Here is a 25,500-nt window from a genome sequence, read left to right as displayed (position 1 = left end):
TTGCAGTAAGCCGCGAACCCAGTAATTATGCAAGTGTATAATTATAGCCGCCAGAAAAAAGGAACTGTCGTGAGCGAAGAGCGCAAAAAATTCAGCCGGAAATCGGCTGAATCCCGGCAGGAGGCGCTGATTCTGGCCACGCTTGAGCTGGTGGCCGAACAAGGCGTGCGCGGGGCGACGGTACGGGGAATCGCCGAGCGCGCAGATGTCACCCAGGGACTGATCCGGCATTACTTCAGCTCCAAAGAGGAACTGATCGTCGCCGCTTACGAGCACCACATGAACACCATGACGGATCAAACCTTTGCCCCGGCAAACGGCGCGGCGGCCAGCGCACGCGCCCGGTTGATCGCTTTTGTGACGGCGTCTTTGACAGCCCCGGTTGTCGACCCAAGGGCAATCGCGCTGTGGGCCAGCTTTCTGAACAAGGTGCAGCGCGACCCACAGATGAAGGCGACGCACGAACGCACATACGCCTATTTTCGCGACCAACTGGAAGGGCTGATCGCCGCTTCGATGAACGAAGCGGGCCGCGCCCCCTCTCCCGCCCGCCTGCGTCAACTGGCCATCGCCTGCAACGCGGTTATTGACGGCCTCTGGCTTGAGGGCGGCGCCCTTCCCGATGCTTTTGCGCCGAGCGAACTGGTCGAAATCGGGCTGCAATCCGTTTCCGCCATCATTGATTTGGATCTAACGCAGGAGAGTGAGCGCCAATGAGGCTGACAGCAATTACCGAACGGCTGGCCGGTTTGGGCGGCGGGAAATGGGAAGTGCATCTGAAAGCACGCGCTATGGTCGACGCCGGGGCCGATATCGTGGAAATGACCATTGGCGAACCAGATGTTCCAACCCCAACTGAACTGTGCGACGCGGCAGCGGCCGCGCTGCAATCGGGTCGCACAGGGTATTCCAACGGACGCGGCGAAGCCGGACTTTGCGCAGCCCTGGCCGAGGCCTACACCGTAACCCGCGGACGCCGCTTTCTGCCAGAGAACATCCTTTGCTTTCCCGGCACCCAGACTGCCCTATTCACTGTCATGCAGGGCGTCGCAGAAGTTGGCACCGAGGTTCTGGTAGGCGATCCAATGTATGCCACCTATGAGGGCGTGATCCGAGCGTCAGGTGCCGAGCCGGTGCCGGTGCCGCTACGCCTCGAAAACGGATTTCGGTTGCAGGCAGAAGACATTGCCGCGCACATTACGCCCCGCAGCAGCGCCATTCTTCTCACGACTCCGCACAACCCGACAGGCGCTATCCTGACGCCCGAGGACGTTCGGAAGATTGGTGAACTCGCGATAGAACACGATCTCTGGATAATATCCGACGAAGTCTATGAGCATCTGATCTTTGAGGGTGCAGAGTTTGCTTCTCCCCTCTCTGATCCGGCGCTGGCAGACCGGGTCATTGCAGTCTCTTCGATCTCCAAATCACACGCCGCCCCCGGTTTTCGCAGCGGCTGGTGTGTGGGCCCGGCCGAGTTCTGCACCGCGCTGCTGCCAGTCTCGGAAACTATGCTGTTTGGCAACCAACCCTTCATTGCTGACATGACAGAAAAAGCCGTGCGCAAGGGGTCATCGGTGGCTGCCAGTATGGCGTCGCGCTTCGCGGCGCGTGCTGCACTGCTGGAAAGCCGTCTGCACACCGAAACCGGGCTGACCGTCCACCGGCCCGATGCCGGCATGTTTGCCTTGGTCAACGTCTCGGCCAGCGGATTGGACGGCGACGCTTATGCCTGGGACCTGCTGGAGCATGGTGTTTCGGTCATGCCCGGCTCTGCCTTTGGCGAAAGCCTCAGGGACTGGGTTCGGGTTGCTCTCACCATTGACGACGACAGTTTTGTCACCGCACTGGACCGCATCGTCGCCCACGCAAACCGCAAGAAACGGAGCGTTGCATGAACAACCAAACTGTCGGCGAAGCGCTGGTCGCCGAGTTGAAGCAAAGGGGTGTCTCCTGTGTTTTTGGCATTCCCGGCGTGCATACGGTCGAGCTTTATCGCGGTCTTGCAGCCTCTGGCATCCGTCACGTGACACCACGACACGAACAGGGCGCTGGCTTCATGGCTGACGGCTATGCCCGTGTCTCGGGGAAACCGGGCGTTGCCTTTGTGATCACGGGTCCTGGCCTGACAAACACGCTGACGCCAATGGCCCAGGCCCGGGCGGACTCAGTCCCAATGCTGGTGGTTTCAGGCGTTAACGAACGCAGCACCTTGAATCGGGGACTTGGCCATCTGCACGAACTGCCCGATCAGCACGCGCTGGCCAAAACTGTTGCGCTGGTTTCCGAGCATGTCGAGCAGGCTCACGACCTGGGCACCGCTCTGGACCGCACTTTTGCCCCCTACTCCGCAGGTCGACCCGGCCCAACTCATATCCAGATCCCGCTGGATGTCGCAGGCCTCGCTGCGCAGAGCGCCGTGGCCCCGAGTGCCAAGGACTGCCCGGCATTGGACCCAACACGGGTTCAAGACGCGGCAGACCAATTATCGGCGGCGAAGAAAGTGGTCATCCTTGCTGGCGGCGGAACAAAATCGGCCGGATCGCAGTTGCAGGCTCTGGCAGAACGCCTCGATGCGCCGGTCGTGCAAACCGTGAATGCCCGCGGGTTGATGCATGGTCATCCGCTTACCGTACCCGCCAGCCCCAGCCTGAAGTCCGTCCAAGCACTGATCGAAGATGCCGATTGCGTCCTCGCTGTGGGGACCGAGCTGGGCCCCACCGATTATGATATGTATGCAACTGGGAAAACTGCGGCCATGTCCCGGCTTATACGCGTTGACATTTGCCCGCATCAGTTGGCTCGTCACAATGCCGCGATTGCTATCGAAGGCCGCGCTGACGAAGCTATGATCGCGTTGTTGAAAGCCCTGCCCGGCAAATCAAACCAAAACGCAGGGGTGGCCCGCGCTGAAAAGACCCGCGCCGCCGCGTATGAAGAGATCGGTCCGAACTATCGTGCTCAGGTCCAAATTCTGAACGAAATGCGCAATTCGGTGCCGGGCGCGCTGATGATTGGAGATTCCACTCAGCCGATCTATGCGGGCAACCTCTATTACGACCACGACCGCCCCGGCGGCTGGTTTAATGCGGCCACCGGATATGGCGCGCTGGGCTATGGTATACCTGCCGCCATCGGCGCTGCGATCGCCGCCCCGGACGCCCATGTCATTTGTATCGCTGGCGATGGCGGTGCTCAGTTCTCGCTGCCCGAGGTCATGGCCGCAGTGGACGAAAACCTGCGCATCACCTTTGTTCTGTGGAACAATCACGGATACGGCGAAATCACCACCTCGATGGAAGCCGTGGATGTGAAGGTGATCGGGTGCGACCCGACCCCGCCTGAATTTTCCGCCGCGGCTGCCTCGTTCGGCATACCCTACACACGCGTATCACCAGACCCGAGTGCCATTGCGACTGCTCTGGCAGTAGCCAGCGCACAGAATTGCCCCTCCATTCTGGAAATTGACATTGCCGGAAGCAATCCGGATCAGGAGTGACCAATGCGAAATCCGACCTTTGAATTTACCCGGGCCATCACCCGTCGGCCCGCCTCGACCATTGCCGACGGTCTGCGCGCCGAAGACATCGGCAATCCCAGCCTTGACGGTATGCTGGCTGCCCATTCATCTTATGTCGAAGCCCTGCGCAGCACCGGGGCCGAGGTGATTGAGCTTGAGCCGCTCGACGCGTTCCCGGACGCCCAGTTTGTCGAAGACACTGCGCTGTGCCTGCCGCAAGGTGCCATCCTGATGCGACCCGGCGCGCCCTCGCGGCTGGGCGAGGTGGCTGAAATGGCACCGACAATCCGCGCCTGCTATGACGATGTTCGCGAGATCAAAGGCCCCGGCCATGTCGAAGGCGGCGATATTCTGGTGACCGGACAGGAAATCCTTGTCGGCCGCTCCGACCGCACAGATGCTGCAGGCGTGGCAGAACTGGCCGAGATCGCCAGTGAATGGGGCCACGTCCTGCGCGAAGTCTTCGCGCCGGACGGCGTCTTGCATTTCAAAACGGATTGTTCGTTGATGGATGCCGAGACGATCCTGTCGACCAGGCGCCTTGATGCGTCAGGCTGTTTCGAAGGCTACAGAGTCCTGCATGTGGCCGATGGTGAAGAAGCCGCCGCAAATGCTATCCGATTCAACAACCTTGTTCTTATGGCCGCTGGTTTTCCGCGCACGGCAGAGATGTTGGACAAAGCGGGATATGAGGTTTTCCAGATCGACAACACCGATTGCGCCAAGCTGGACGGCGGCATGTCTTGCCTGTCCCTGCGGTTTTGATCAGTCGGGCAACGCGTCAAGAATAGAGTCTCGGTCCAAGGCACGGTTCTGGCAATAGCACTGGCGGAACTTTCCGCCTGTGTCGGACCCCTATCGAAACGGAGACTACACGGTCGGAGATGATAGCTTCACTATAGGCGACCTCGCGCTGAACTGTGTTTCAATTACCCTTACGAGTTATTAACGGGCGGGTTGTAACAGTCGTAAGGGAACTCGGTTTCTCGAAAAAAGCCGTCTGCGCACAACAAAATTGCGAGCGAAAAGAACTACCTCAGGTTCTTTGTTTACAACCTAACAACAACATTAACTGAAAGTGAACAATGTATTCTCTATGTGTTCAACCGTTTTCGACCATAGTGGGTTCACTAAGTCGGGCGGAAAGAAATGCGTCCGGTTTTATGGAAGGGAACATGCATGGAAAAAACTACCACAGCGATTGCGATGCACACCCCCCCCGCGGCAAAGCAATCATCCAGCGCTGTCGTCTGCAGCGGCGTGTCGAAAAACAAAGATTCGAGCAGCGGTCGCTTCCCTCCTATTGAAAACGCACTCATCAATATTGTGAATAACAAGCGACTGATTGAGGCGATGAGGGACGTCTGAGTTACCGCAGACGATCTCTCGGTTCCCTTGGGTGTCGTCTTCCCCGGGAACAATACGAAGCTAAAGCCCGCTCTGCGCCAGAGCGGGCTTTTTCTTTGCATATTCAGATGTGATCCGAGTTATGTCTTGGCGTTCAGTAGGTGATGGGCCAGCCAAGGGGTTGGAAATGATTTGGCTGGCCCGACCTCTCGCGCCTCCGAATTCGGAAAGGCGCGAAACTCCTGATTTACAACCCCAGCAACGCCTTGACCGCCGCTTCGACTTCATCTGTGACCGGCTTGTTGGCCGCATTCTCCAACGCCTCACGTTCCCTAAGCGTCTGATCCTCCAGCTGGCCCTGCAGGTCCTCAACTTCAGAAACAGCGTCGTCGTAATTGCTTGCAGCTTCCTGTTCGGCAGCTAGCTCGGCAGCGGTGTCCCTGGATTCCTGCAGTTCGGCATTCGCCTCGTCCAACTGCGCTTCGATATGGGGGTCTGTACCCCCGGCGTCGGCAAGTTCCTGTTCCAATTCCGCCACGCGCTCTTCATCCGCGCGCACATCAGCTTCGGCCGCTTCGAGATCATCTTCGATTTCACCTATGGGACGTGAAGGCGGTTCCAGCCCGTCCAGAAGATCTTGGGCATCTTGCAGGTCGTCGCGCAGTTCGTCTCCTTCCAGAACCGTATCGCGGTATGTTGCAATACGACCGACACGCGAGTTGGGCGCGGCGTTTTTCAGAGCGGTCTCACTGGCGTGAGCAGCATTCAACGCACCCAGTTCAGAGGGGTGTGCGCCCAGAATTTCAGCCCATGATTCGTCTTTTTTGCGGGACAGAGGCCGAACGGATTTTGCAACCTGCACGGTAGACTCGGTGCTCCGCGCCACGCGCTGCGATTTCCGCTTGGGTTTTTCTGTTCGGTCGCTGGATTTCTTGCCCGTGAACAAATCTTTCAGAGAGAAATTGCTGCTCTTTGACGTGTTCGATTTCCCGCTTCCGGAAGCGGACTTTCTGCCACCTGTCTTCCCGGCGGACTTCCTGCTGCCGCCTTTGGAAGTCACTTTGCCTTTGGCGTCTTGACCCTTTCCGGCACCTTTGTTCCCCTTTCCGGCGCTGTCGTTGCCCTTGCCGCCACCTTTACCGCCGTCGTTTCCGCCGCCTTTTCCTCCTCCTTTGCCGCCGCCATTTCCACCACCTTTTCCTTCTTTCGCATAAGCAATGTCGGGAAACGTGAACGTCGCGACGATCGCGGTTGACCCAATCAGGGAGATCGCGACTGCGGAGGCTTTCAGCAGACCGGAAAATTTGGTTTTCATAACGGACCTCACGGGCTCAGTGTTGCTTCAGGCGTCAACATTCTATGTTGGACGCAAATGTATTTGACCCCATTTGACCATATTATGGTTGAACTCACGCCTAACTGCTGGTTCATCACCAGTTCACATTGAAGCCGGTAGAGTTTGAGTATGTTTGTGCGGCTAAGACTTTCAGGATTGGGGAACCTGCTTGCAACTGCGGGATTGATTACCTGTTTTTTGACAGGTGATGGCAACGCTGCTGTGCGCGAGCTTAAACAATCCGAATTGCGGCACGCCACAACATCAGGTGGTGCCATTCGCCTGAAGAGGGTTATCAGAGGCGTTGAAAAGGTTTTCGGCGGAACCCCCGTCGACGCCCGCGCCTTTGAATCCGATAAGGTTTACTATCGTATCCTGGTCAAGAAACCTGACGGGAAGATCATCAGCGTCATCGTGGACGCCCAGACGGGTGTCGTCGTGTCCAACCGGTCTCGCGTCAGCCGCGAGATTACAAATGCAGCGCGGGCGAAACCCGGCAATTCGGCCAATTCCGGTAGCGGAAGCGTGCAGAATACCAATAGCAAAAGTGCCAACAGCGACAGCAGAGGTAATTCCGGCAACAATCGCGGCGGCAATGGAAACGCTGGTGGCAACGGGAATGGAAACGCCGGTGGCAACAGTGGCGGTAATGGCGGCGGCAACGGTGGCGGCAATGGCGGCGGCAACGGTGGCGGTAATGGCGGCGGCAACGGCGGCGGTAATGGGGGCGGGAACGGGGGCGGGAAAGGGGGCGGCAACGGCGGCGGTAATGGCGGCGGCAACGGCGGCGGTAATGGCGGCGGCAACGGCAATGGCGGTGGCAAGAAATAACTGATGATCCGTCATCAATTCGCCTGTAGTTTCAAATCATGAGAATCCTACTTGCAGAAGATGAACCGCGCCTGTGCGAGCAGATCAAAAAACTACTGAGCGCCGAAGGTCGGATCGTCGATGTAGTCCATAGCGGGGTTGATGCTCTGCATATGGGGTCGACTGAACCCTACGACATGATCATTTTGGACATCGGCCTTCCGGAACGTGACGGGATTTCCGTTTTGCGAGATTGGCGCAGTGCCGGAATAAAGACGCCTGTTCTGATCCTGACCGCCCGAGACGGCTGGAGCGAGCGGGTGGACGGTCTGGATGCAGGTGCGGATGACTATATGACCAAGCCTTTTCACATGCCCGAACTGGCGGCTCGCGTCCGTGCGATTTTACGGCGACAGAGCGGACAGCTGAACCCGGTCATCGAAATGGGAAGCGTCCTTTTGGACACAAGAAACGGACGTGTCTCCGTGGACGGAATTCCGGTTGATCTGACCGCACAGGAAATCGCCGTCCTCACCTATCTGGCCCATAACCCCGGGCGCCTGATCTCGCGCACTGAATTGTCGGAACATATCTATGAGTATGACAAGGATCGGGATTCCAACACAATTGCCGTATTTATTACGCGCCTGCGCAAGAAGCTGGGACCGGACCTGATCACAACGGTTCGGGGTCGCGGATACATGATCGATTCTGCCTGATGCTTTCGCTGCGACAACGGGCATTGCTGGGCGGAATATTGTCCGGAGCGATGTCTGTGGGTGTGGGCACGCTGGCGGTTTTTTCCTACATCGATTCCCGGGTTTCCCAGCAGTTCGATACAACGCTTCGGGACCGGCACACACAACTGATCGTTGGACTGAGTGTCACCACCGACAATCCCGAAGCACTGCGTGATCTGATTTTCGATCCGGCATACAGTACGCCATATTCCGGGCGATACTGGCAGGTGACAAGCGAGGCAGGCGAAGTTTACTCCTCGGCTTCCCTTTTCGATGAAACCCTCGCCGAGCCGCAAGATGCACCCGACACAGTTATGCTGTGGAACACCGATGGGCCGGAGAATGAAGCGGTCCGCGGCATATATCAGAAGATCACCTATGAAGATGGCACGATCTGGGGCATCAGCGTCGCTGAAAACCGCGACAAGCTCATCGCGGAACGCCGGGCCGCACAACGCAGCCTAATCCCGGTTTTTGGGCTGGTTGGCCTGATAGGCATCGCCGGTTCGCTGTTGCTGATGTCGGCCATTCTTGGGCCGCTTCGCAAACTGCGGTCAGATGTGGCCCAGCGTTGGGACATGGACGAAGACCTCAGACCGGAAGACTACCCCGAGGAAGTGTCGCCGCTTGTCCAGGACCTCAACCAGCTATTGCAACGCAACCGCGACATCGTCTCCGGGTCCCGCAGGCAGGCGGCTGATCTTGCACATGCGCTGAAGACACCGGCCGCGATTTTGCAGAATGAACTGGATAGTTTGTCCGAGGCCGGGGTGGACATCAAAACCGCACAAGAATCTCTAGACCGGATCGATGCGCAACTTGGCCGCTCTCTGGCGCGAATGCGCGCGATGAACACTGCCGAACTGACCCATTCCCGTACAGACCTGTCAAATTCCATCGACCGGCTTGCAAAGCTGTTTTCCCTGATGGCCGAGCGTGAACAGAAGACATTAAAGGTGGCGACCATTCCCGGCCTGTGGGTTCGAATGGACAAGCAGGACATCGAAGAGGTTCTGGGCAACCTTCTGGACAATTCAATGAAATGGTGCCGGCAGATTGTGCAGGTGACAACGACGCGGCAGGACAAGTTTATCGAAATTCGGATCGAAGACGACGGACCCGGAATTCCCGAAAATGACCGACGCGAAGCGCTTCGGTCCGGGGGGAGGCTCGACACCTCCGTTACCGGCAGCGGCTTGGGGCTGGCAATCGCAGTGGATCTGCTCACGGCATATGGTGCCAGTCTTGATCTGGGCAGGTCGGAAGAACTCGGTGGTCTGAGGTGCAGCATCGTGATCCCATTGGGTTCTCATGCTGGCGCCAGTTGAAGCATGGCGGTCCAGCTTACGGGAACGGGTAAAATTCGAATTTGCTTAGTTAGCCCTTGGTGCTTAGACCAGTTGCTTCAAGCTCGATTGGATGCAACTGCCGATCCGGTGGTGATGGAGTGATCCCTAAGAGCAGCATAGATTTCATGGGCATCTCGCAGTCGCGAAAGTTCAAAGTTATCGGTCCTGACCAGGTCGGGTTTTGAATGAAAATACTGTTCAAAGCTTTGGGCGGCGGGTGACAGCCCAAGCAAGTCATACAAGGTTTCCATGGTTGCCTGTGGGGCGCTGCGCAGGTCGTCCTGAAACAACAAAATGCACTGATCCTTATGCTTCAGAAGCGCCTTGAAGGCGCAGATCCAGTAGTCCAGCCAATAGTCCAGACTATGTGTGTCTTTGCCGACCGGATCGAAGTCCTTGAACAAGAAGGGTTTATGCAGATCCCCGAACTCGAAATGTCCGATATCGGCCATGTATCGGGTTACAAAACTGTCCCGAGCCTGAAGCTTGCTGAAATTGTTGTGCTGGCGAAGCAGAGACTCGGCATGGCATTCCGGTCGCCGAACCGGAACCACGATCCGGCAATCCGGGAAGGATTTGAGCAGATAGGGAATTCGGGCAATGTTCGCGTTATTCTTGGAGCAATAGCGCGTTTTCGGCACGTCATTTGGACCCGCCTGACAGTTCCGCGCTCTGATGATGCAGCTCATGTGCTGTCGCAAAAACTGGTCTGCCCGAGGGTCTGTGTCGCCAACGTCCCAAAGTGGAATCGAAGTCCCCCGGTAGCGCTCTGGCCAGAACGCTTTCCAAAGCACTTCCTCGAACGCTTCCGGGCTATCAAGGTCGATCTCCATCCCGTCGCCGTGGGCGCGCCGCTGCCGCCGGACGCCGCGCTGCTGACCGCCGGCTATTTTGTTCCACATAACAGGAGCCGTAATAAATGGCATATCCCGGTACATATGCGTAGCTACTTCGGGCGCATCGTGCAGTGCGTTGAGGACTGCCGTTGTGCCGCCGCGAGCGAGAGAGGTTACGAATACCGGTCGCTGCCCATCAGAAGTGGAAGACCGCCTTACCAGGCGATCTTCTAGCCGCGCGCCCAGTTTCAGCACCGCCGGGCCTGAAAATGCAAGATTATGCACAAACTGGTCGATCGAAGAGTACTGACCCCCTTCAGTATCTTCCGAAGCATCGGCACGACGTAGCCAGCTGACAATCTTGACGCCCGCAAAGGCAACAACCGATACCACAACGATGTAATCCAGGCGAAGCATGAGCCCAAGTACCGCTTCACCTGCCACAACGCCCGCCCAATCCGCTGATGCAATCGGCAGACCCGCCGCAGCCAGGGCCAGCGCGATGCGCCATGTCAGATTCAGACCACCCGCCAACAGCTTCAACCCCGCCTGCCTTGCAGCCTTTTCCTTGGCGTCGTCCGAAAGCTGATTGTCAAACAATGCAGTGACACCCGCCATGCAGGTGCTCACAACGTTTTGGGCCGTGCCTGCAATGTTTGTTAGCCACAGGGCCAGAATGAACCCTGCAACCGCCAAAAGAGAAACGGCTAACGCTGACGTCATGGTGCGGAGTCGTTTTCGGAACCGGCCCTTTTCTTCCGCCCCCCGACCCACCGCTTGAGCGGGAACCAGACCAGACCGACGATCAGAAAAATCACACCCAGAATGACAGCAACCGTAACGGCTATCGCGCCCAACCCTGCTCCGGGGCCGATATAGGCTTGTGCCGGGCTCGGCAGCAGTAACAAGACGGTGCAGATAACCAACATAGGCTGGGCGATGCGGCCTACGAGCGTGTGTTTGCTAAGCCGGTTCATTATGTGCATTCCTTCCAATCGACTTCAAAATAGTCCGGTGGATAGAGTTTTGAATTGGTGATCTCACCAACAAATTCGTCATCATATTCATTTACATATTCCCAGATCACCTTGCCTGTTCTGTCCACTTCCAGGACGCGCCCGGCGTCAAACTCGGTGATCAGTATACCGCCGTTTTCCAGAATTTCATGCTGCCCGCGTACGACCGACAACATCTCCTGCCCCGGTTTGCTTCCGAATACGACTTCCGTTTCGCGGCTTACCGGATCAATCGCCATGATATTGGTCTCGCGGGGCGCATCCAGCCGGGTTTTCTCGGTTGGCGTGTAGGACGTTAGGTAAGCGTTGTTGTTGAAGATCGAAATTTTCCCGTCCGAGCGGAACTCGGGATCGTGCTGCCGGACCCAGGGACCCGTCTGGTGCCACTTTACTTTCCGGGTGGTCGCATCAACCACCATCACAAGATTGAGCCCCCGCATAGAGATCACCCAATCTCCTGCGCTGAACGATGGAAACTTGTCCGCCAATTCCAAAGGCAGCTCGTCAATTTTGTTGGCATGAACCAACTCATTACGCGCCACATGCGATGGCTTAATCTCCCGTCCGTTGGCAGTCAGCAACGCGGACAGCCCGCTGTCGATAATGATGCCTGGTATCGAAATGCGCTCAAGGACCTGACCCTGTTGATCGAGTCTCAGGATGGTGTCTTCCAGTATCGTCTCGTTTGTTGCGGGGGTCGAAAAGGGTGGAAAGCGATCAACGACTTCAGATGCCATCCATTCGTCCCGGCCAAGCGTCAGGTATCCTCCGTTTTCCGATGTAACTATCGAGTGGTGGGTTTTTTCGTTGAGCGTCCAGAGAACCCCGGAACATCGGTCCAGCTTGACAGCCCCGCAATACTCATAACTGAAGACAAGCTCGCCTTTCTCGGTCAGCAATGCGCCATGAACGTCCGTCATCAAAGGGTTGTTGAGATGACCGCAAGGGCGTGTGTCGGCATCGGGAAAATGCTCAGTGTAATTCAACGACCACTTGCGGATGACGCTGCCGTCACGGTTCACAAGCCTGGCCTGGTTCTCACCGTCAAAGAAACCCATCAGCAGAATGGTGTCCTGACGGCCCGGCTGACGATTGATTACAACACCGCTGCCTTGTTTGCGCGTCGGCTGAAGATGTTTATGGTATGCCCGCGCCTCTCGTGTCAGCGATTTGTCCACGAACAGGACTTTGTAAACTGAGCGGAGCTGTGGAACAGGCGGCCAGTTCTTTCTTTGCGCGACTATCCCGAAAAGCACCGAAGAAAATACAACGGTGATGAACAGACAAGCCCAGAACATCCGTTCGGGCAGCTTTTCGAACTTAGGTTTCTTATTGCCCACTTTACTCATTATCAACAAACTCAATACTCAAACATGGCACCGGACACGCGGCTCAGCCTCATAGCCCAACGTTCTGTTAGCCAGTTGAACTCGCTTCCATTGAGGCCCGGAGAAACTTCTGACGTTCAAACCTGTAGTTAGCCCCCTGGAAGTTCGAGGCAGAGGTCGAAGACCGTATCTTACCACCAATCCAGCCTTCTTCGAACGTTTTGTTTCTCCCCTCAAAACACGTGCATTTCACTTAGCTTCACAGCCTCAAGGTGACTATGCTTGACCAGCTTTGAACGCACTGAAAACGCCCCGTTCATCTTCAGTTAATTTTACTGTTTGAAAGCAAACGGATACGCCTTTCTAGGAAGCTCATCCAAAACTAGCACTATTGAAGTCACATGGAGCTATCTTGTGGAGCTTTCCAGAGCTGCATCATTTTGGTTCGACAGGGCCCACGTGCAACAAGTTCATCACACCAAAACATTCGATTTCGAACATGAGTGTAGATTTGTTGCGTCTCTGTGTGCTCTTTTTAACCGTTAAAGAGGAAGGGGACAGATAAATGAGACGATCACTCGGAGCCGGGCTTATTTGGCTATTCCTTTGGTTCGCAGCGATCTCAACTACGTTTCCTGCCAGCGCGCAAGAAACGACGGCCGAGCCGGAAACCGTTGAAGTTGAAAATAGTAATCTTCTGGATGAGGTCGTCGATCAGTCAATATCGGCGGATGACTTGGAAGTCCTGCTTGTCCCCTTGACCGCTGAGGAGCTTAGCGAGGTCGCAACCACTTGGCAGGGATATGTGCGCTCTCAGCTCGAAGACATCGCTCAGGTTAATCTGAAACTCCGGTCAGCAAGCGAAGCTCAGGAGGATGGCTTGAGATCGCAGTTGTCATCCTTGAATGACACCGGATCCGAAATTTTGGACAACTATCGCGTGGTGCTCGAGGCATGGACATTGAAAGGTGCGAAGGCCGAAGATCTGACGCCGCACACCGACTATATTCTCGCTCTGAAAGCCGGCGCGCTAAAAACAACTGATCTTCAAACGCTTTTCCAGAACGCCTGGGCCTGGCTGATTTCCTGGGACGGGGGCATCGGTCTGCTGATGGCTGGTCTGGGCGTCTTGCTGGCCGTCTGGGCCATGATGTTCATCGCCCGAATGGTGCGACGCGTCACCGAGCGTGGGCTAAACAAAATTCCGACGATTTCGAGGATGCTGAAAAGGTTCGTGGCCACAACCGTTTATTGGGCTGTTTTTGTCCTTGGCATATTGGTCGTTTTGGCGCTGTTTGGCGTTAACGTTACACCCCTGTTTGCAATACTGGGCGGTTTGTCCTTCATCCTGGGCTTTGCGTTGCAAGAAACGTTGGGCAACCTGGCAAGCGGCCTGATGATCATGGTCCTCAAACCGTTCGACACTGGCGACTATATACAGGTCGGCGGTTCATCGGGCTTTGTGGACGAGATGTCCGTGGTTTCAACGAAAATCAGAACATTCGACAACCAGATTATCGTGGTTCCGAACAGCAAGATTTGGGGCGACGTGATAACCAACGTAAGCGCGTCGGAAGAACGTCGCGTCGATCTGGTTTTCGGCATCGCGTATTCGGACAACGCGGCCCGGGCAATTGAGGTTCTCAAAGATCTGGTGGCGCAGCACAAGCTATGTCTGAAGACGCCAGAACCCGAGGTTTTTGTAGGAGAGCTGGGAGACAGTTCGGTCAATATCTTCTGTCGCCCATGGTCCAAGTCCGAAGACTATTGGACAGTCTATTGGGACCTCACTGGGCAAGCGAAAGAGAAGTTCGACCAAGAGGGCATTTCGATCCCCTTCCCACAACGGGATGTTCATCTGATACCCGTAGAGGGAGCAAAGTCATGAGAGCTGTATCGCTTTGGTTCGCGTCCCTTCTACTTGTGTGTGGTGTCGCATTTGCCCAGTCAGAAGAAGCACTTACTCCACAGGAAGAAAGAGAAGATCCTGAATTCGTAGCTCCGGTCGTTGTCGACGGTGAGGAGTTGTTCGTGGTTCGAGGCTCAAGCGCTTTGCCTGCCACGGAACGAGCCAGAAAAATCGAAGAACGGATAGCCCAGGTCGCTGATGCTTCCAACAAATCAACTGTCCAATTGTTGATTTCGGACGCTGAATTCGGGAAGCTGATCCGCGCCGACGGGCAAATGGTTACGATAACCACCCAAGCGGATGCCGAGCATGAACAGATGGCGATTGAAGTCCTGGCCGGGCTGCAAGCAGAGGCGATCGAGGCTGCGATCCTGCAATACCGGGATGCCAGGTCCAATGAGGGCAGAGTCGACAGCGCGATGGCTGCATTTGCTTGGACGGTGATCTTTGCCCTTGCGTCTTATGGGTTTTTTGCAAAGCGGCGAAAGCTGTTGAGATATATCAGAAATAACCTGGAGAAGAGAGCAGAAGGCGTCGAGGAAGCCACCAAGTCGATCTTGAGAAGCAGGGCAATTGCCTCGATCATCGTTTACTCGATCCACATATTGATGTGGGTCCTGTTTCTGTTCTTCTTTTACTACTACCTTTCATTGGTGCTGCTGTCTTTCGCGGAAACACAGGACATCGCCCAGATCCTTTTGAAATACATCAGCGAGCCGCTCATCAGTGTCGTGTTGGCTATCGTGGGGTACATCCCAAATCTGATCATGCTTGTGATCATTGCCGCTGTGACGCGGATGGCAATTCGCGGCATCGACCTGTTTTTTGAAAACCTTGAGAGCGGCGTGTTCGAGCTCAAGGACTTTGAAGATCACTGGATTGCACCCACGAACATGTTGGTCAGGGCATTGATCATCGTGATCGCACTTGTGTTTGCGTACCCCTATATTCCGGGATCTGACTCCCGTGCCTTTCAGGGTCTGACAATTCTGGCCGGCATCATGGTTTCGCTTGGCTCGAACACCGTTGTTTCAAACATGATGGCTGGTCTGTTCGTTATCTACAGGCGCAGTACAAACGTTGGTGATCGCATTAAGGTCGGCGACAAGATCGGGGACGTCACCGAGATAAAGCTGATGGAAACTCTTATCAAATCCGTCAAAAACGAAATGATAAGTATTCCAAACGCGCAGCTTCTCAATTCCGAAGTCATAAATTACTCGCGAAAAGTGGATGGTCGCGGGATATTGGTGCATACGACGGTGGGAATTGGATACGAAGAGCCACCAAAGAAGATCAAGGCGATGCTTGTGGAAGCAGCCCATCGCACGCAAGGATTGAAAAAGAACCCTGAACCATTTGTGCTTTGGACCCAGTTGGCCGACTACGCAATCAACTATGAAATCAATGCATACACGTCTCGTGGATCGAGCCTGCCCAAGATACTGTCCGATCTTCATGAGAACATTGTCGACGTGTTCAATGAAAACGGAACGCAGATAATGACGCCGTCCTACATTGCCGACCCGCCAGAACCGAAAGTTCCGACAGAGGAATGGGACGGAAAGCTCGCGAGTACAGCCGAACAAACCAAGTGACCTTGCCCACTATTGGAGCAGTTGGATCGGGGCCGCGCAACAGGTAGAGTTACAGATGTAGTCTTCAGAACGATTTGAGGTTTCAGATGATCAAGTGGGCACTGTCCGCAGCTTTCGTGCTTAGTGGGAGCTTTGCTTTCGCTGCCGGTATGGAACAATGGGGTGAGTCCGGAGACTGGAAAATCCTGATTGATCCTGAGAAAGGCAACGGGTGTCTCGCCTGGAAACCCTTTGAAAACGATATGACGGTCGAAATAGGGGCCGCCCCCAAGCAGGGTGGTGGCTTTTTCGCAGCCTACAATCCGGCCTGGGTTCAGATCGAGGATGGGGCGACGGGGATTGTTAAGTTCGATTTCGGTGACGCGAAGTTCGAAGGCGAAGCGGTCGGTGTTTTCAAGAATGGCGTCCCCGGAGGTTACGCCTATTTCGATAACCCTGCATTTGTAGGTGAATTCGGAAAGCGCCAAAGCGTCACGATCATTGGTGAAAGCGGAGCCGAGGTAGAACTCGATTTGAGTGGGTCCGCAAAAGCCATCGAGGCCGTTCTGGCGTGTCAGGCCGAACAGCCGCAACGGCTAAACGAATAAGACCACGCCAAGCTATTCCAATTGGGAAATATCCGGAACGCAAGGTTGCCTGTCCGCCGGCATTTCGTCTGCACCATCAGGTGCTTCACTTCTTGATCCACCCACATCCAGTTTGAATTTTGGCGACGAAAGCTGACCGGTCACGTCGAACGGCCATGCGCTTCGGGACAAAGGTTTGCCAACCCGGCGCGGCTCCGCCCTGATCGCGATTGTATCGTTCAACCAGTCTACCTGCCCCCTGGCCACCAATTGGACCGAGCCCGTCTCAACCACTATGGAGTTCGAGCTTACCTGCCCGGCTTCAATGCGTACCGGTGCCACCACGCAGGTGATGTCGGTGTACCCTTGACGAAACTCCTCGGAGAACAGCCACGGGAAAATACCAAGCCCTGCCAGTTCCAGCAGGCTGGTGCTGACATAGCCTTGCGACATCGACAAAGAGGCGTCGCCGCGCATGGAATTGATGAAGGCTTTGCCGGACGCCGTACTGCCCGAAACGTTGAACTCACCGCTCAAACGCCCATAGGCATCGATTCCGATACCCAGTTCGTCAAGGATCTCACCGAATTCCCATCCTGACGTGGAACCGGACAGGGAAAGCCAATCAGGTGAGTCAATCAGGTCCATCACCGCCCGCAGGCTGAAGTTTCCACCACCATAGGCCATCTGGAGCGGGCCAAAATCGACCGTCCCTTCCTTTGCGGACAACTGGCTTGAAACAGATGTTACCCCTTTTTGGCCTACAATCTCTTTGAATTCGATCTGCACCTCAAGATCAGCCTCTTGCAGCACCCGCTGCACATCCAGAAGATCGGCAGGCTTGCCTTTCTCCTTGGGCAAGACCAACGGCTGGACATCCGTTTCCTTCGGCAGAACCAGGGGCTGTACGTCGGTTTCAACTTTCTTCGCGGCCTCGCCCACCAGGCTCTTAAGTTGGTTCAGCGTCGCAGTCAGGTTCTTCAGGTCGCCAAGATCGAGCCTTTCGCTTGTAACGTTGCCACGAACAACAGAAGCGCCCTCGGGAAACTTTGCGCCCAATGCGGCCAGTAGGTGTGACGACCCGGCTTCAAACACGATCGAGGCATCGAAATCGTCGCCCTGTTTCGAGGTTTCTGCATCAATGGCCAGCGCACCAACTGGGACAGGTTCCAGATTGAGCGCGGTCAGAAACTCAGCGCCGTCACCCACATCCAGTTCCACGTCGAAATCGAGACCTGCCAACCCTTTGATCTCGTTTACAGACAGCTCTAGATCGAGCGCCCAGAGATCAGTGCCGTAGGTGGTTGCGTTGAACCTGTCGAGAGAAACCGGCCCACCCTTGTTGGACAGGCTGAAGTCGGCGTTGATACCACCAAACTGGTCGACGAAATCTTCATCCAGATTTGGCAGAATCAATCTGGCAGGTCCTTCCAGGGTTCCCTCAAATGTCACATCCTGAAGTTGAAGCAGGTCGAGGATTTCACCTTCCGCCTTGAGAACCGGATCCTCGACTGGCCCGGCTTGCAAGGTAATGCCCAACATCGCAAGCCGACCATCTGGCATACGGCGAATGCGTTCGATGGAGGCTGGCCCGATAACGTCCAGTCCTTGATCAAATGCGTTGGTTTGAAACAGAAGCTCTTCAAACTCGAATGACTCCAGCGATCCAACCATGTGCATTTCAAACGCCGTGAACTTCAGTTCCCGAATACTCTTGGCTGCTTGCGGGGGCTGTCCTTCGGGGTGAAGCCGCGCGTCAAAAAGAAGGTCGACGCCTTGGGCTGCGTAGAGGTCTTCAATGGACCCCTCAGCCGAAAGCTGCTGTCCCTCCGCGAGGCTAATCGTGGTCTTGAAACTCTCAACTTTAAGAGTGTCCTGTGACACAAGCTCGGCTTCAAGTTGGCCATTCCCCTCTAGAACGCGCTCCAGCCCGATGACTTCAAGAAAATCACCGAATTCACCAGTGTCCATCTGCAGAACAGCGCGATAGCCTCCGCCTGCGCCCTCTGACAATGGCTCGCCGTCGTAGTTGACCGTCATCCCCCCGAAATTGGCACGGGTCGTAAACGGCGCGCCGTGCGGATAGTCGCCCTCTATCTGGAAGCTTTGGCCATTGACGGCACCTGCCCCTGAGACCTTTGTTCTTTGTCCGTCATCCACCTGTTCGAGGCCGAGCGACTGAAGGTCGAACACAAACGAAAAGCCCGAGACTTGGTCATCAATGGTCAGCCCTATCGAACTGAAACTCACGTTCTTGTCGCTGAGAAATGCGAGGATTCCGCTGCCTTCCGCGTCACTCTCGGCGGGCTCCTCGACCTCGGCCAAAGCGTCTTGATTGTCCTCTGACTGATCGCTTGCGGGTTTTGGCTTTGGTGGCGTTTGACCCTTTTGCCAGCTTGTCGTGCCGTCAGACGACGTAAGAAAATTGGCCTGGAGGCCGTCCACCACGAGATTATCAAACTGAATTCGACCGTTGGCCAAAGCCGCAACATCCAGTTCCAGTTCCAGGCGACTTAGTTCGGCAAGCGATGTATCTGCCATTGTCAGGCTCGGGATTACCACGCCGCCGACATAGATGTGCGTGATACGCCCAAGCGCGACGCTCACATCGTCGTTGACCAAAAGTGGTCGCCCGATTTGTTCCGAAAGAACTTGTTCAACAAGGCCGCGCCGCATGTCTGAAAACAACGGCGCAGCCAGCAACAACCAGACAAAGGCGATTGCTGCGAAAACGAGAAACGCGACAATGCCGAATATTCTAAATAGCCAAGTCCTCATGCGTTCTCTTGTCGCCGCTCACATAGGCCAGTCTACCTCGAAAACGGAAATCTCCAACCATTCTGGCTGTTTGGCCCGAAAACAAGGTTTCCTTGTGCCGCGCTTTGCGCACTCAGCGGTCCAAAGCCGCAAGGATGCGCGCATCCCGTTCGTATGGGTCTTCGCGGAAGTGAACGACCCCGTCCTCAACCCACGCTGTCCAATAAGTCAGGAGAACCGGCATCGGCTCGGGCAGGTTGATGCGGGTTGTCTTTCCGCTATCCAGAATGGACTGCATTTTTTGTCTGCTCCAGTCCGGCTCACCTTCCATCAGAAGACTTGCGAATTCGAACGGATACTCAAGGCGAACGCAGCCGGAACTGAGGTTCCTTTCGTTTCGGTCAAAAAGACTGGGGTCGTTGGTGTCATGCAAGTACACCGCGTACTTGTTGGGAAACATGAACTTGACCAAACCCAACGCATTGTCCGGGCCCGGTTGCTGAACAAGCGTGACGCCGGGGTTCTTTGCCCCCCAATTCACAATATTGGCAGGAATTGTCTGCCCGTCTTTGTTCCGCACCACATAATTGTTACGCGACAGATAGGTCGGATCCTGGCGGATGCGAGACAACTTGTCTTTGCGAAAAATCGAAGCGGGAACGGTCCAGGTCGGGTTGAACTCCATGTATTCGATTTCATCCCGGAACACCGGGGTTTTTCTATAGGCTGACCCCGTAATCGACCTGGTGGTCCAAAGCGTACCATCCGATTTGACCATGTATGTGCGGGCGCCGGCAATGTTCACCAGCACGAACTCGTCGTCGATTTCCCGCATCAGCCAACGGCCTCGTTCCAGACTGAGACGCAGCTTGTTTACACGGTCTTCTACGGGTTTATTGAGTGAACCGAACGTCTTGCCGCCAATAACCCCGTCTGCTTCCAACCCGTGGCGACTTTGAAAGCTCTTAACCAACTCGACCAGGTTATCGTCGTAAACCCAAGCCGGGTTTTCACCATCTTGGCTGGTATCCGACGAAGCGTCTGCTCCTGCATAACCCTCTGCCACAAGCCTTTCGCGCAGTTTTGCAACGGCCGGATCCACCATTTCCGGCTTCAAAACAGTGTCTTCGGGAACTTTGGTCCAGCCCCCTTGCGATGCGATGGCTCTGTATTTTCTCAGTGCGTCAACAAGCATCGCATATTGGGCGTTGTCGATGTCGATGCGTTCAATTAATGCGCTAAAGCCCTCCCCCTGAAGAAACTGGTTCAATACCGTGGCTGGATCTTGTTGAACTACCGGTTTTGAGAAGTTCCAATCGCCGTCCAGTGCGTTTGGGTCAACTTTCCCAAACACCAGATGGTGCACAAGTTTAACGGCGGCATCGGTCGCCAGAATGTCGAAGTAAGCTTGATCCGAGGCATCCCCACCCTGTGAGGTTTTTAAGGCGGTTCGAAGTTCGTCTAGTTTGAAGTCATCGGGTCTGAACCCCTGATCAATGGCCCCATCCAACTCTTCAAAAAGTTCGTCAACCAGTTCATCGCGTGTCCATACCGGCGCAAAGCCCCGTTCTCCGTAAAAACGCGGCACCAGGATTTTCGCATTCAGGCTTTTGCTGTTGGGAAGTGCGCTACCAGCGTTGTCGCTTGACACCAGAAACGCTTCAATCTGTTTCGAGACTTGATTTGCAATACTCAGGTTTGGACATACCAACAGCATTGCAGTTAGCGTCGTTGCGAGCATCGACTTAAAATACTTCACCATCCCCTCCCGTGGCGTCCATCAATATTTGTCCCTTGAGGGGGAGGATACTACAACATAATGTATATTCAAATTCCAACTCTGGATTTTTCAACTCTGCTGCCCTCACGGAAGTAACCCCTTGGACCAGGCCCTTGAGGTCTACGTAATCCGTCGAATTATTGGATGGACTATGAAGCGCAGTCCTCAACCACCGCTTCGGTGAGGCTAACGAGCGACACGTAAAACGGTGCAGACAAATGATGCCCTTGAACCTTTGTCGCGAAGGCATTGTACCAGGACAAGATGTCTTCAGCAGCAAATCGCGCAGCGTCTATTGCGCCGGGGCGCCCTTCCAGACACATAGCTAGATATTCGAGCATTATGGCCAGATGATCGGCCGGTTCAGAGAAGCCATTGGCCACTTCTGTTCCGGCTTGCTTTAGCAATGATTGCATTCTGCAATGTGGGGCAGACATGAGGCTCCCCGACCCTTGCCAAGCAGAGGCATATAGTGGGGCGGCTTCCCTGCCACCGGCCAGAAATACGCTTCCGTAACTGATTGCGAGTTCTTTTTGGGTGGTCTGCGGGTCAGACCACTTTTTCATTTCCCGGATCAGTTGATCTGATCCAACGACATCACTCAAAAGCTCGTCAGCGACCCCGCCATGGCATGCATTGATGGTTGCCACGTCAAGTTCGCGCGCGAATCCCGTCGACAGAAAGCGCATCAGATCCGGAGAAGCTTCTTTCATACGGTGATGGGCCCGCCAAAGGCTGTTACCGGCGGAACTTCTCCTTCAAACTTCTCCATCTCGACGATGCAGGTATTTGCGGATGTCGCTTGCGACAGTTTCGAGGCACCCACATCCAAAGTGACCGTGTTGGGGTCGCCATACGTGTCGAGAGCGTTGGGCGCGGCATCGACCGGCCCATACCAGGCACCTTCATGAATGCGGATTACGCCTCTTGGATAGTCATCGCTCAGAACCGCGCCGGCCAACAATTGACCGCGATCATTGAAAACCCGCACGATATCGCCGTCTTCAATTCCTCGGTCGGCCGCGTCTTCGGGGTTTACATACACAGGCTCTCGATCCTTTACCGCATATGTTGCGCGGTACGGGTCGCTCTCGCACATTTGCGAATGAAGGCGCTGATCCGGATGACAGGATTGCAGCCATAGCGGAAACTTGTCAGACTCAGGACCACCATGAGACCGTTCGACTTTTTCCATCCACTTGGGGTGTTCTCCGCAATCGTCATAGCCATAGTTGCCGATCGTCCGGCTGGAGATTTCGATAAATCCTGAAGGCGTTCCGAGCGCATTTATTTCAGGGTCTTCGCGGAAATCGGCGTGCCTGACCCAAGGTTCGCCCCGTTCAAACCGAACCATGCCCTTTTCCCAGAACTCTTCGAAAGGTGGCATCTCATAGCTACCTTCGTTTGCGCTACGGGTCGTCTCATAAAGGCTCTCAACCCACTCCATTTCATCCCAGCCACGGGTGTATTCTTGCTCGCGACCGAAGCGTTGGCAGAACAGCGAAAAAATCTCAAAGTCGGTTTTGGAATGGAACAGCGGATCGACCAGCTTCTTCATGGCGATTACGCCGGAACGGGAATACGAACCGTAGCTGTCTATGTCGTTCCGCTCAAATTGGGTGCAGGCAGGCAGGACCAAGTCGGCGTGCCTGCAGGTAGCGGTCCACGCATAGTCAATCGCAACAATGGTCTCCAGCTTTTGGATAGCCACGCGCATCTTGTTGTGGTCCTGATGATGATGGAACGGATTGCATCCGGTGAAAATTGCCATTCGGATGTCCGGATACGTAACTGTGTGCCCGTTGTGTTCGACTGTTCCACCAGGGTTCATCAGGCAGTCGATCCATCTGGCGACAGGAATTGTACTGCTGGCACCCAGGAAATTGTCGTCTGACCGTACAGGATCAACGCCAATATCCAAATTCAGAGGAAAAGCTCCGGGCATGCTGGCGCCAGATGGTGCCACGCCAATACCGCTATAGTGATGAGAGTAGCTGATACCGCCCCCGGGCAGCCCGATTTGACCCAACATGGCCGCGATGATCGCACCCATCCAATACGGCTGTTCGCCATGCTGTTGCCTCTGCACGGACCAACCGAAGACGAGCTGCGTTCGGTCCGATGCAAGCAATCGGGCAAACTCTTTGATCGTATCAACCGGGACACCGCAAATCGGCGCTGCCCACTCGGGCGTCTTTTCGACACCATCTTCAGCCTCGCCCATGACGTAGGCCATGAAAGGCTCGAACCCGAGCGTGTAGACATTCAGAAACTCTTCGTCGTGCAAACCTTCGGTATAGAGCGTGTGCGCCAGTGCCAGCATGAAAGCCACATCTGTCATCGGGTTGATGTAGAGTTGCTCGGCCCCAATGTGCTTTTGGGTTTTGGTTCGCACCGGGTCCACACTGATGGCCCGGATGTTGCCTGCCACGATTTTGTCCCGCAGCTGGTCAAAATACTCAAATGGTTCGTGTGTTTCGCAGGTCCAGCCGACTTGCAGGTTTTTCAGCGGGTCATTCGCCCAGAAAACGATAGTCTTGGCGTTATCCAGGATCAGTGGCCAACTGGTTCCCTGCGAATAAACTTCGGTGGACCCAAGCACGTAAGGAAGGATGGTTTGGCCTGCGCCAGTTGAATAGTCGCCCGCCTTTTTCACATAGCCGCCGTACATCGAAACGGCACGGTTCATGTGATTGATGCAGGAATGGAACTGGCCGGTCTGCCGCCAGCCCGTCGCCCCAGCGTAAAGCCCCGAAGGTCCGTGCGTAGTTTGAACACGCTCCATTTCCTCGAAGAACAGGTCCAAAGCCTCATCCCAGGTCAGACGAACAAAGCGGTTGTCGCCCCTTGTGGTTCGGTCCGCGTCCTTTCGGTTATCCAGCCATTCTGCACGGGCCATCGGGTAGCGGACGCGCGACGGTGAATAAATCAGGCCCTGGATGCCGTTCACCATATCGGTCGGGTGCGGATCGTCGGCAAGCGGGCGAACCTCGGTCACCTGACCACCTTTGACAAGGGCCTCGATCGCACCCCAGTGTGAGCCTGATGTTTTCCAGATACCGGCAGATGTCAGTTGCTCTGCACGAGCGGTCGCTGGTTGAAGCAGGCTGGGCCCCAATAGTGCGGACAACCCTGTTGCTCCTGTGCCTTTCAGAAAATCACGACGCGTTGACATGGTTTTCTCCTCAATGAGAGCCGCCATAGTCAGCGGAATGTTTTTGCAGGTAGGTCAGCACCAAATTGGCTTGGGCTTCGTCCATGTTGGTAAACCCGACCATACCGTTAAACTGCGCAGGCCAGGAGTTGGTCCCGAAGTGATCCGGGTCCGGCTGTGCGTGGCAAGTGGAGCAGTTGGCGGTGTAGCTTTCCTCAGCCACCGTCCAAAGTTCGTCAATCTCATCCACATATCCCTGTTTGTCCGACCAAAGCGTTACCGTGACAGGCGCCCAGTCGAGCCCCGTCGCATCATCCGTCTGAGGTGCGGAAGCTTCGACCAGTTCGGCGTTCTGAGCCGTGTCCTTCGACAAAACGGCAACCCGAATATTGTGCCCGAATTCATCAAATATGACGCGCCCAAACCCCTTATCCTTGCGCCACGCCTTAAGTGCGACTTGAACACGGCCCCCACTTTCATCCAAAACTTCGACGGCAGCACCGAGTGTCAGGTTACCCACCGGCTCCGAACCCTCGGCGCTGTCATAAACAGGGATGTCACGAATGGCGAAGTAGTCCTCGCCGACCGAGACGCTGCCTGAATTGGCTTTGTTTTCAAGCTTGGCCATGGCTGGGCTGCCCACGGCCACATTGTCAGGCAGGTGATGAGCTATGCCCTTGTGACACTCGATACAGCCTGTATTCAGTGCGGCTGCCGGTTTCATATAGAACCGCGCTTCGGCCGACATCGCGTCCCAATCCATGCTGTCGTAATCATGACAGTTCCGACATTCGAGCGAGTTGTTTGCCTCCAGCCGGGCCCATTCGTGTCTTGCCAATTCCGCGCGGCGTGCCTCGAACTTTTCGCGGGTGTTTATGGTGCCGAATACAGCCGCCCAGACTTCCTTCGACGCTTGCATTTTTCTGGCAACCTTGTTGGTCCACTCGTGCGGCACATGACAATCTGGGCATGTGGCACGGACCCCGGTTCGGTTTTCCCAATGGACCGTGGACTGAAGCTCTACATAGACATTGTCACGCATCTCGTGGCAGGAAACGCAGAACTTTTCCGTGTTGGTAAACTCCATCGCGGTATTGAAGCCGCCCCAGAAAATTATCCCGGTAATAAAGCCACCCAGACTGATCACGCCCAGACTGATCGTTGTGGCGGGTCGGGATACCGTATTCCAGAAGGATGACAATGTAGACTTCAGAGACATAAGAACGTGCTCCTCGGTTCATTTTCTGGGTTTAGAGAGATCCAGTTGGCGGGCCGTAAATGATTTGAAGGATCCATATGGTGAACCCGTAAGCCCCGACCCCAAGGACTGTAATTCCGGGCAGAAACACCAACGTAATAAACAAGAAGGACAGCCATTCACGCTTGGCTGCGTCTTTCGAGCTGCTGATGGATTGATCTGTCATATCTATCTCGCTCGCCTAAGATGAAAACGC

The 25,500-nt window shown here is 55.3% G+C and carries 21 protein-coding genes; 10 read left to right on the top strand and 11 right to left on the bottom strand.

Annotation, left to right across the window (positions count from 1 at the left end; translation table 11 throughout):
* Nucleotides 1-69 precede the first annotated feature (69 nt).
* The 5 genes from ACR0FE_RS12905 (at nucleotide 70) to ACR0FE_RS12885 (ending at nucleotide 4,888) form a co-directional block, all read left to right on the top strand.
* On the top strand, nucleotides 70-717 hold the full coding sequence (locus tag ACR0FE_RS12905; RefSeq protein WP_480913072.1) for a TetR/AcrR family transcriptional regulator: 648 nt from the start codon (nucleotides 70-72) through the stop codon (nucleotides 715-717).
* On the top strand, nucleotides 714-1,898 hold the full coding sequence (locus ACR0FE_RS12900) for a pyridoxal phosphate-dependent aminotransferase (protein ID WP_480913069.1): 1,185 nt from the start codon (nucleotides 714-716) through the stop codon (nucleotides 1,896-1,898). The genes ACR0FE_RS12905 and ACR0FE_RS12900 overlap by 4 nt, the downstream gene beginning before the upstream one ends.
* Complete coding sequence (locus ACR0FE_RS12895; protein WP_480913067.1) at nucleotides 1,895-3,499, top strand: 5-guanidino-2-oxopentanoate decarboxylase; 1,605 nt, start codon at nucleotides 1,895-1,897, stop codon at nucleotides 3,497-3,499. The genes ACR0FE_RS12900 and ACR0FE_RS12895 overlap by 4 nt, the downstream gene beginning before the upstream one ends.
* Before the next feature lie 3 nt (nucleotides 3,500-3,502).
* Nucleotides 3,503-4,285 carry an arginine deiminase family protein gene (locus ACR0FE_RS12890; RefSeq protein ID WP_480913066.1) on the top strand — a complete coding sequence of 261 codons (783 nt, stop codon included), beginning with the start codon at nucleotides 3,503-3,505 and terminating at the stop codon, nucleotides 4,283-4,285.
* Nucleotides 4,286-4,699: 414 nt separating this feature from the next.
* Nucleotides 4,700-4,888, top strand: coding sequence for a hypothetical protein (locus ACR0FE_RS12885; RefSeq protein ID WP_170617162.1), 189 nt, complete (start codon nucleotides 4,700-4,702; stop codon nucleotides 4,886-4,888).
* Nucleotides 4,889-5,114: 226 nt separating this feature from the next.
* On the opposite strand, the gene ACR0FE_RS12880 is transcribed toward ACR0FE_RS12885, so the two are convergent.
* The gene (locus tag ACR0FE_RS12880; RefSeq protein ID WP_480913063.1) at nucleotides 5,115-6,182 is read right to left on the bottom strand and encodes a hypothetical protein; all 1,068 of its coding nucleotides are present in this window, start codon (nucleotides 6,180-6,182) and stop codon (nucleotides 5,115-5,117) included.
* 285 nt (nucleotides 6,183-6,467) lie between these two features.
* Nucleotides 6,468-7,049: a hypothetical protein gene (locus tag ACR0FE_RS12875; protein WP_480913061.1), complete on the bottom strand. Its 582-nt coding sequence runs from the start codon at nucleotides 7,047-7,049 to the stop codon at nucleotides 6,468-6,470.
* 23 nt (nucleotides 7,050-7,072) lie between these two features.
* On the opposite strand from ACR0FE_RS12875, the gene ACR0FE_RS12870 reads away from it, so the two are divergent.
* The gene (locus tag ACR0FE_RS12870; protein ID WP_170808303.1) at nucleotides 7,073-7,732 is read left to right on the top strand and encodes a response regulator transcription factor; all 660 of its coding nucleotides are present in this window, start codon (nucleotides 7,073-7,075) and stop codon (nucleotides 7,730-7,732) included.
* A complete protein-coding gene (locus tag ACR0FE_RS12865) occupies nucleotides 7,732-9,081 on the top strand; it encodes an ATP-binding protein (RefSeq protein ID WP_480813278.1) in 1,350 nt (449 codons plus the stop codon). The genes ACR0FE_RS12870 and ACR0FE_RS12865 overlap by 1 nt, the downstream gene beginning before the upstream one ends.
* Nucleotides 9,082-9,158: 77 nt before the next feature.
* Here ACR0FE_RS12865 and ACR0FE_RS12860 read toward each other — a convergent pair whose 3' ends face one another.
* The 3 genes from ACR0FE_RS12860 to ACR0FE_RS12850 are packed head-to-tail and all read right to left on the bottom strand — an operon-like array spanning nucleotide 9,159 to nucleotide 12,303.
* Nucleotides 9,159-10,661, bottom strand: a complete 1,503-nt coding sequence (locus tag ACR0FE_RS12860) for a sulfotransferase (protein ID WP_480913059.1) — start codon at nucleotides 10,659-10,661, stop codon at nucleotides 9,159-9,161.
* Entirely contained in the window at nucleotides 10,658-10,915 is a 258-nt protein-coding gene (locus ACR0FE_RS12855) for a hypothetical protein (RefSeq protein ID WP_480908849.1), read from the bottom strand. The genes ACR0FE_RS12860 and ACR0FE_RS12855 overlap by 4 nt, the downstream gene beginning before the upstream one ends.
* A complete protein-coding gene (locus ACR0FE_RS12850) occupies nucleotides 10,915-12,303 on the bottom strand; it encodes an arylsulfotransferase family protein (protein WP_480913057.1) in 1,389 nt (462 codons plus the stop codon). Before ACR0FE_RS12850 ends, ACR0FE_RS12855 begins: the two co-directional genes overlap by 1 nt.
* 544 nt (nucleotides 12,304-12,847) lie before the next feature.
* Between ACR0FE_RS12850 and ACR0FE_RS12845 the strand changes: the two genes are divergently transcribed.
* From ACR0FE_RS12845 to ACR0FE_RS12835, 3 genes are all read left to right on the top strand, one after another.
* Nucleotides 12,848-14,170: a mechanosensitive ion channel family protein gene (locus tag ACR0FE_RS12845; protein ID WP_480913054.1), complete on the top strand. Its 1,323-nt coding sequence runs from the start codon at nucleotides 12,848-12,850 to the stop codon at nucleotides 14,168-14,170.
* Nucleotides 14,167-15,789: a mechanosensitive ion channel family protein gene (locus ACR0FE_RS12840; RefSeq protein WP_480913052.1), complete on the top strand. Its 1,623-nt coding sequence runs from the start codon at nucleotides 14,167-14,169 to the stop codon at nucleotides 15,787-15,789. Before ACR0FE_RS12845 ends, ACR0FE_RS12840 begins: the two co-directional genes overlap by 4 nt.
* Before the next feature lie 86 nt (nucleotides 15,790-15,875).
* Nucleotides 15,876-16,376 (top strand): hypothetical protein, encoded by a 501-nt coding sequence (locus ACR0FE_RS12835; protein ID WP_170617178.1) that lies wholly within the window; start codon nucleotides 15,876-15,878, stop codon nucleotides 16,374-16,376.
* A gap of 12 nt (nucleotides 16,377-16,388) precedes the next feature.
* On the opposite strand, the gene ACR0FE_RS12830 is transcribed toward ACR0FE_RS12835, so the two are convergent.
* From ACR0FE_RS12830 to ACR0FE_RS12805, 6 genes are all read right to left on the bottom strand, one after another.
* Complete coding sequence (locus ACR0FE_RS12830; RefSeq protein WP_480913050.1) at nucleotides 16,389-19,133, bottom strand: AsmA family protein; 2,745 nt, start codon at nucleotides 19,131-19,133, stop codon at nucleotides 16,389-16,391.
* A 112-nt stretch (nucleotides 19,134-19,245) separates the two neighbouring features.
* Nucleotides 19,246-20,763 carry a L,D-transpeptidase family protein gene (locus ACR0FE_RS12825; RefSeq protein ID WP_480913048.1) on the bottom strand — a complete coding sequence of 506 codons (1,518 nt, stop codon included), beginning with the start codon at nucleotides 20,761-20,763 and terminating at the stop codon, nucleotides 19,246-19,248.
* Between the two features lie 278 nt (nucleotides 20,764-21,041).
* The gene (locus ACR0FE_RS12820) at nucleotides 21,042-21,605 is read right to left on the bottom strand and encodes a molecular chaperone TorD family protein (protein WP_480913045.1); all 564 of its coding nucleotides are present in this window, start codon (nucleotides 21,603-21,605) and stop codon (nucleotides 21,042-21,044) included.
* Nucleotides 21,602-24,067 carry a trimethylamine-N-oxide reductase TorA gene (torA, locus tag ACR0FE_RS12815; RefSeq protein ID WP_480913043.1) on the bottom strand — a complete coding sequence of 822 codons (2,466 nt, stop codon included), beginning with the start codon at nucleotides 24,065-24,067 and terminating at the stop codon, nucleotides 21,602-21,604. The genes ACR0FE_RS12820 and torA overlap by 4 nt, the downstream gene beginning before the upstream one ends.
* 10 nt (nucleotides 24,068-24,077) lie before the next feature.
* A complete protein-coding gene (gene torC, locus ACR0FE_RS12810) occupies nucleotides 24,078-25,265 on the bottom strand; it encodes a pentaheme c-type cytochrome TorC (RefSeq protein WP_480913042.1) in 1,188 nt (395 codons plus the stop codon).
* A 31-nt stretch (nucleotides 25,266-25,296) separates the two neighbouring features.
* Nucleotides 25,297-25,470, bottom strand: coding sequence for a periplasmic nitrate reductase, NapE protein (locus ACR0FE_RS12805; RefSeq protein WP_480913040.1), 174 nt, complete (start codon nucleotides 25,468-25,470; stop codon nucleotides 25,297-25,299).
* Nucleotides 25,471-25,500 lie beyond the last annotated feature (30 nt).

The organism is Ruegeria sp. K7 (assembly GCF_056531785.1).
This window is presented reverse-complemented; position numbering and strand designations above follow the sequence as displayed.

Coding starts and splice junctions, on each gene's coding strand:
- torA (WP_480913043.1), bottom strand. CDS start 24,067: ATGTCAACGCGTCGTGATTTTCTGAAAGGCACAGGAGCAACAGGGTTG.
- ACR0FE_RS12890 (WP_480913066.1), top strand. CDS start 3,503: ATGCGAAATCCGACCTTTGAATTTACCCGGGCCATCACCCGTCGGCCC.
- ACR0FE_RS12835 (WP_170617178.1), top strand. CDS start 15,876: ATGATCAAGTGGGCACTGTCCGCAGCTTTCGTGCTTAGTGGGAGCTTT.
- ACR0FE_RS12855 (WP_480908849.1), bottom strand. CDS start 10,915: ATGAACCGGCTTAGCAAACACACGCTCGTAGGCCGCATCGCCCAGCCT.
- ACR0FE_RS12845 (WP_480913054.1), top strand. CDS start 12,848: ATGAGACGATCACTCGGAGCCGGGCTTATTTGGCTATTCCTTTGGTTC.
- ACR0FE_RS12875 (WP_480913061.1), bottom strand. CDS start 7,049: ATGACGGATCATCAGTTATTTCTTGCCACCGCCATTGCCGTTGCCGCC.
- ACR0FE_RS12865 (WP_480813278.1), top strand. CDS start 7,732: ATGCTTTCGCTGCGACAACGGGCATTGCTGGGCGGAATATTGTCCGGA.
- ACR0FE_RS12895 (WP_480913067.1), top strand. CDS start 1,895: ATGAACAACCAAACTGTCGGCGAAGCGCTGGTCGCCGAGTTGAAGCAA.
- torC (WP_480913042.1), bottom strand. CDS start 25,265: ATGTCTCTGAAGTCTACATTGTCATCCTTCTGGAATACGGTATCCCGA.
- ACR0FE_RS12840 (WP_480913052.1), top strand. CDS start 14,167: ATGAGAGCTGTATCGCTTTGGTTCGCGTCCCTTCTACTTGTGTGTGGT.
- ACR0FE_RS12900 (WP_480913069.1), top strand. CDS start 714: ATGAGGCTGACAGCAATTACCGAACGGCTGGCCGGTTTGGGCGGCGGG.
- ACR0FE_RS12830 (WP_480913050.1), bottom strand. CDS start 19,133: ATGAGGACTTGGCTATTTAGAATATTCGGCATTGTCGCGTTTCTCGTT.
- ACR0FE_RS12820 (WP_480913045.1), bottom strand. CDS start 21,605: ATGAAAGAAGCTTCTCCGGATCTGATGCGCTTTCTGTCGACGGGATTC.
- ACR0FE_RS12850 (WP_480913057.1), bottom strand. CDS start 12,303: ATGAGTAAAGTGGGCAATAAGAAACCTAAGTTCGAAAAGCTGCCCGAA.
- ACR0FE_RS12870 (WP_170808303.1), top strand. CDS start 7,073: ATGAGAATCCTACTTGCAGAAGATGAACCGCGCCTGTGCGAGCAGATC.
- ACR0FE_RS12885 (WP_170617162.1), top strand. CDS start 4,700: ATGGAAAAAACTACCACAGCGATTGCGATGCACACCCCCCCCGCGGCA.
- ACR0FE_RS12860 (WP_480913059.1), bottom strand. CDS start 10,661: ATGACGTCAGCGTTAGCCGTTTCTCTTTTGGCGGTTGCAGGGTTCATT.
- ACR0FE_RS12805 (WP_480913040.1), bottom strand. CDS start 25,470: ATGACAGATCAATCCATCAGCAGCTCGAAAGACGCAGCCAAGCGTGAA.
- ACR0FE_RS12880 (WP_480913063.1), bottom strand. CDS start 6,182: ATGAAAACCAAATTTTCCGGTCTGCTGAAAGCCTCCGCAGTCGCGATC.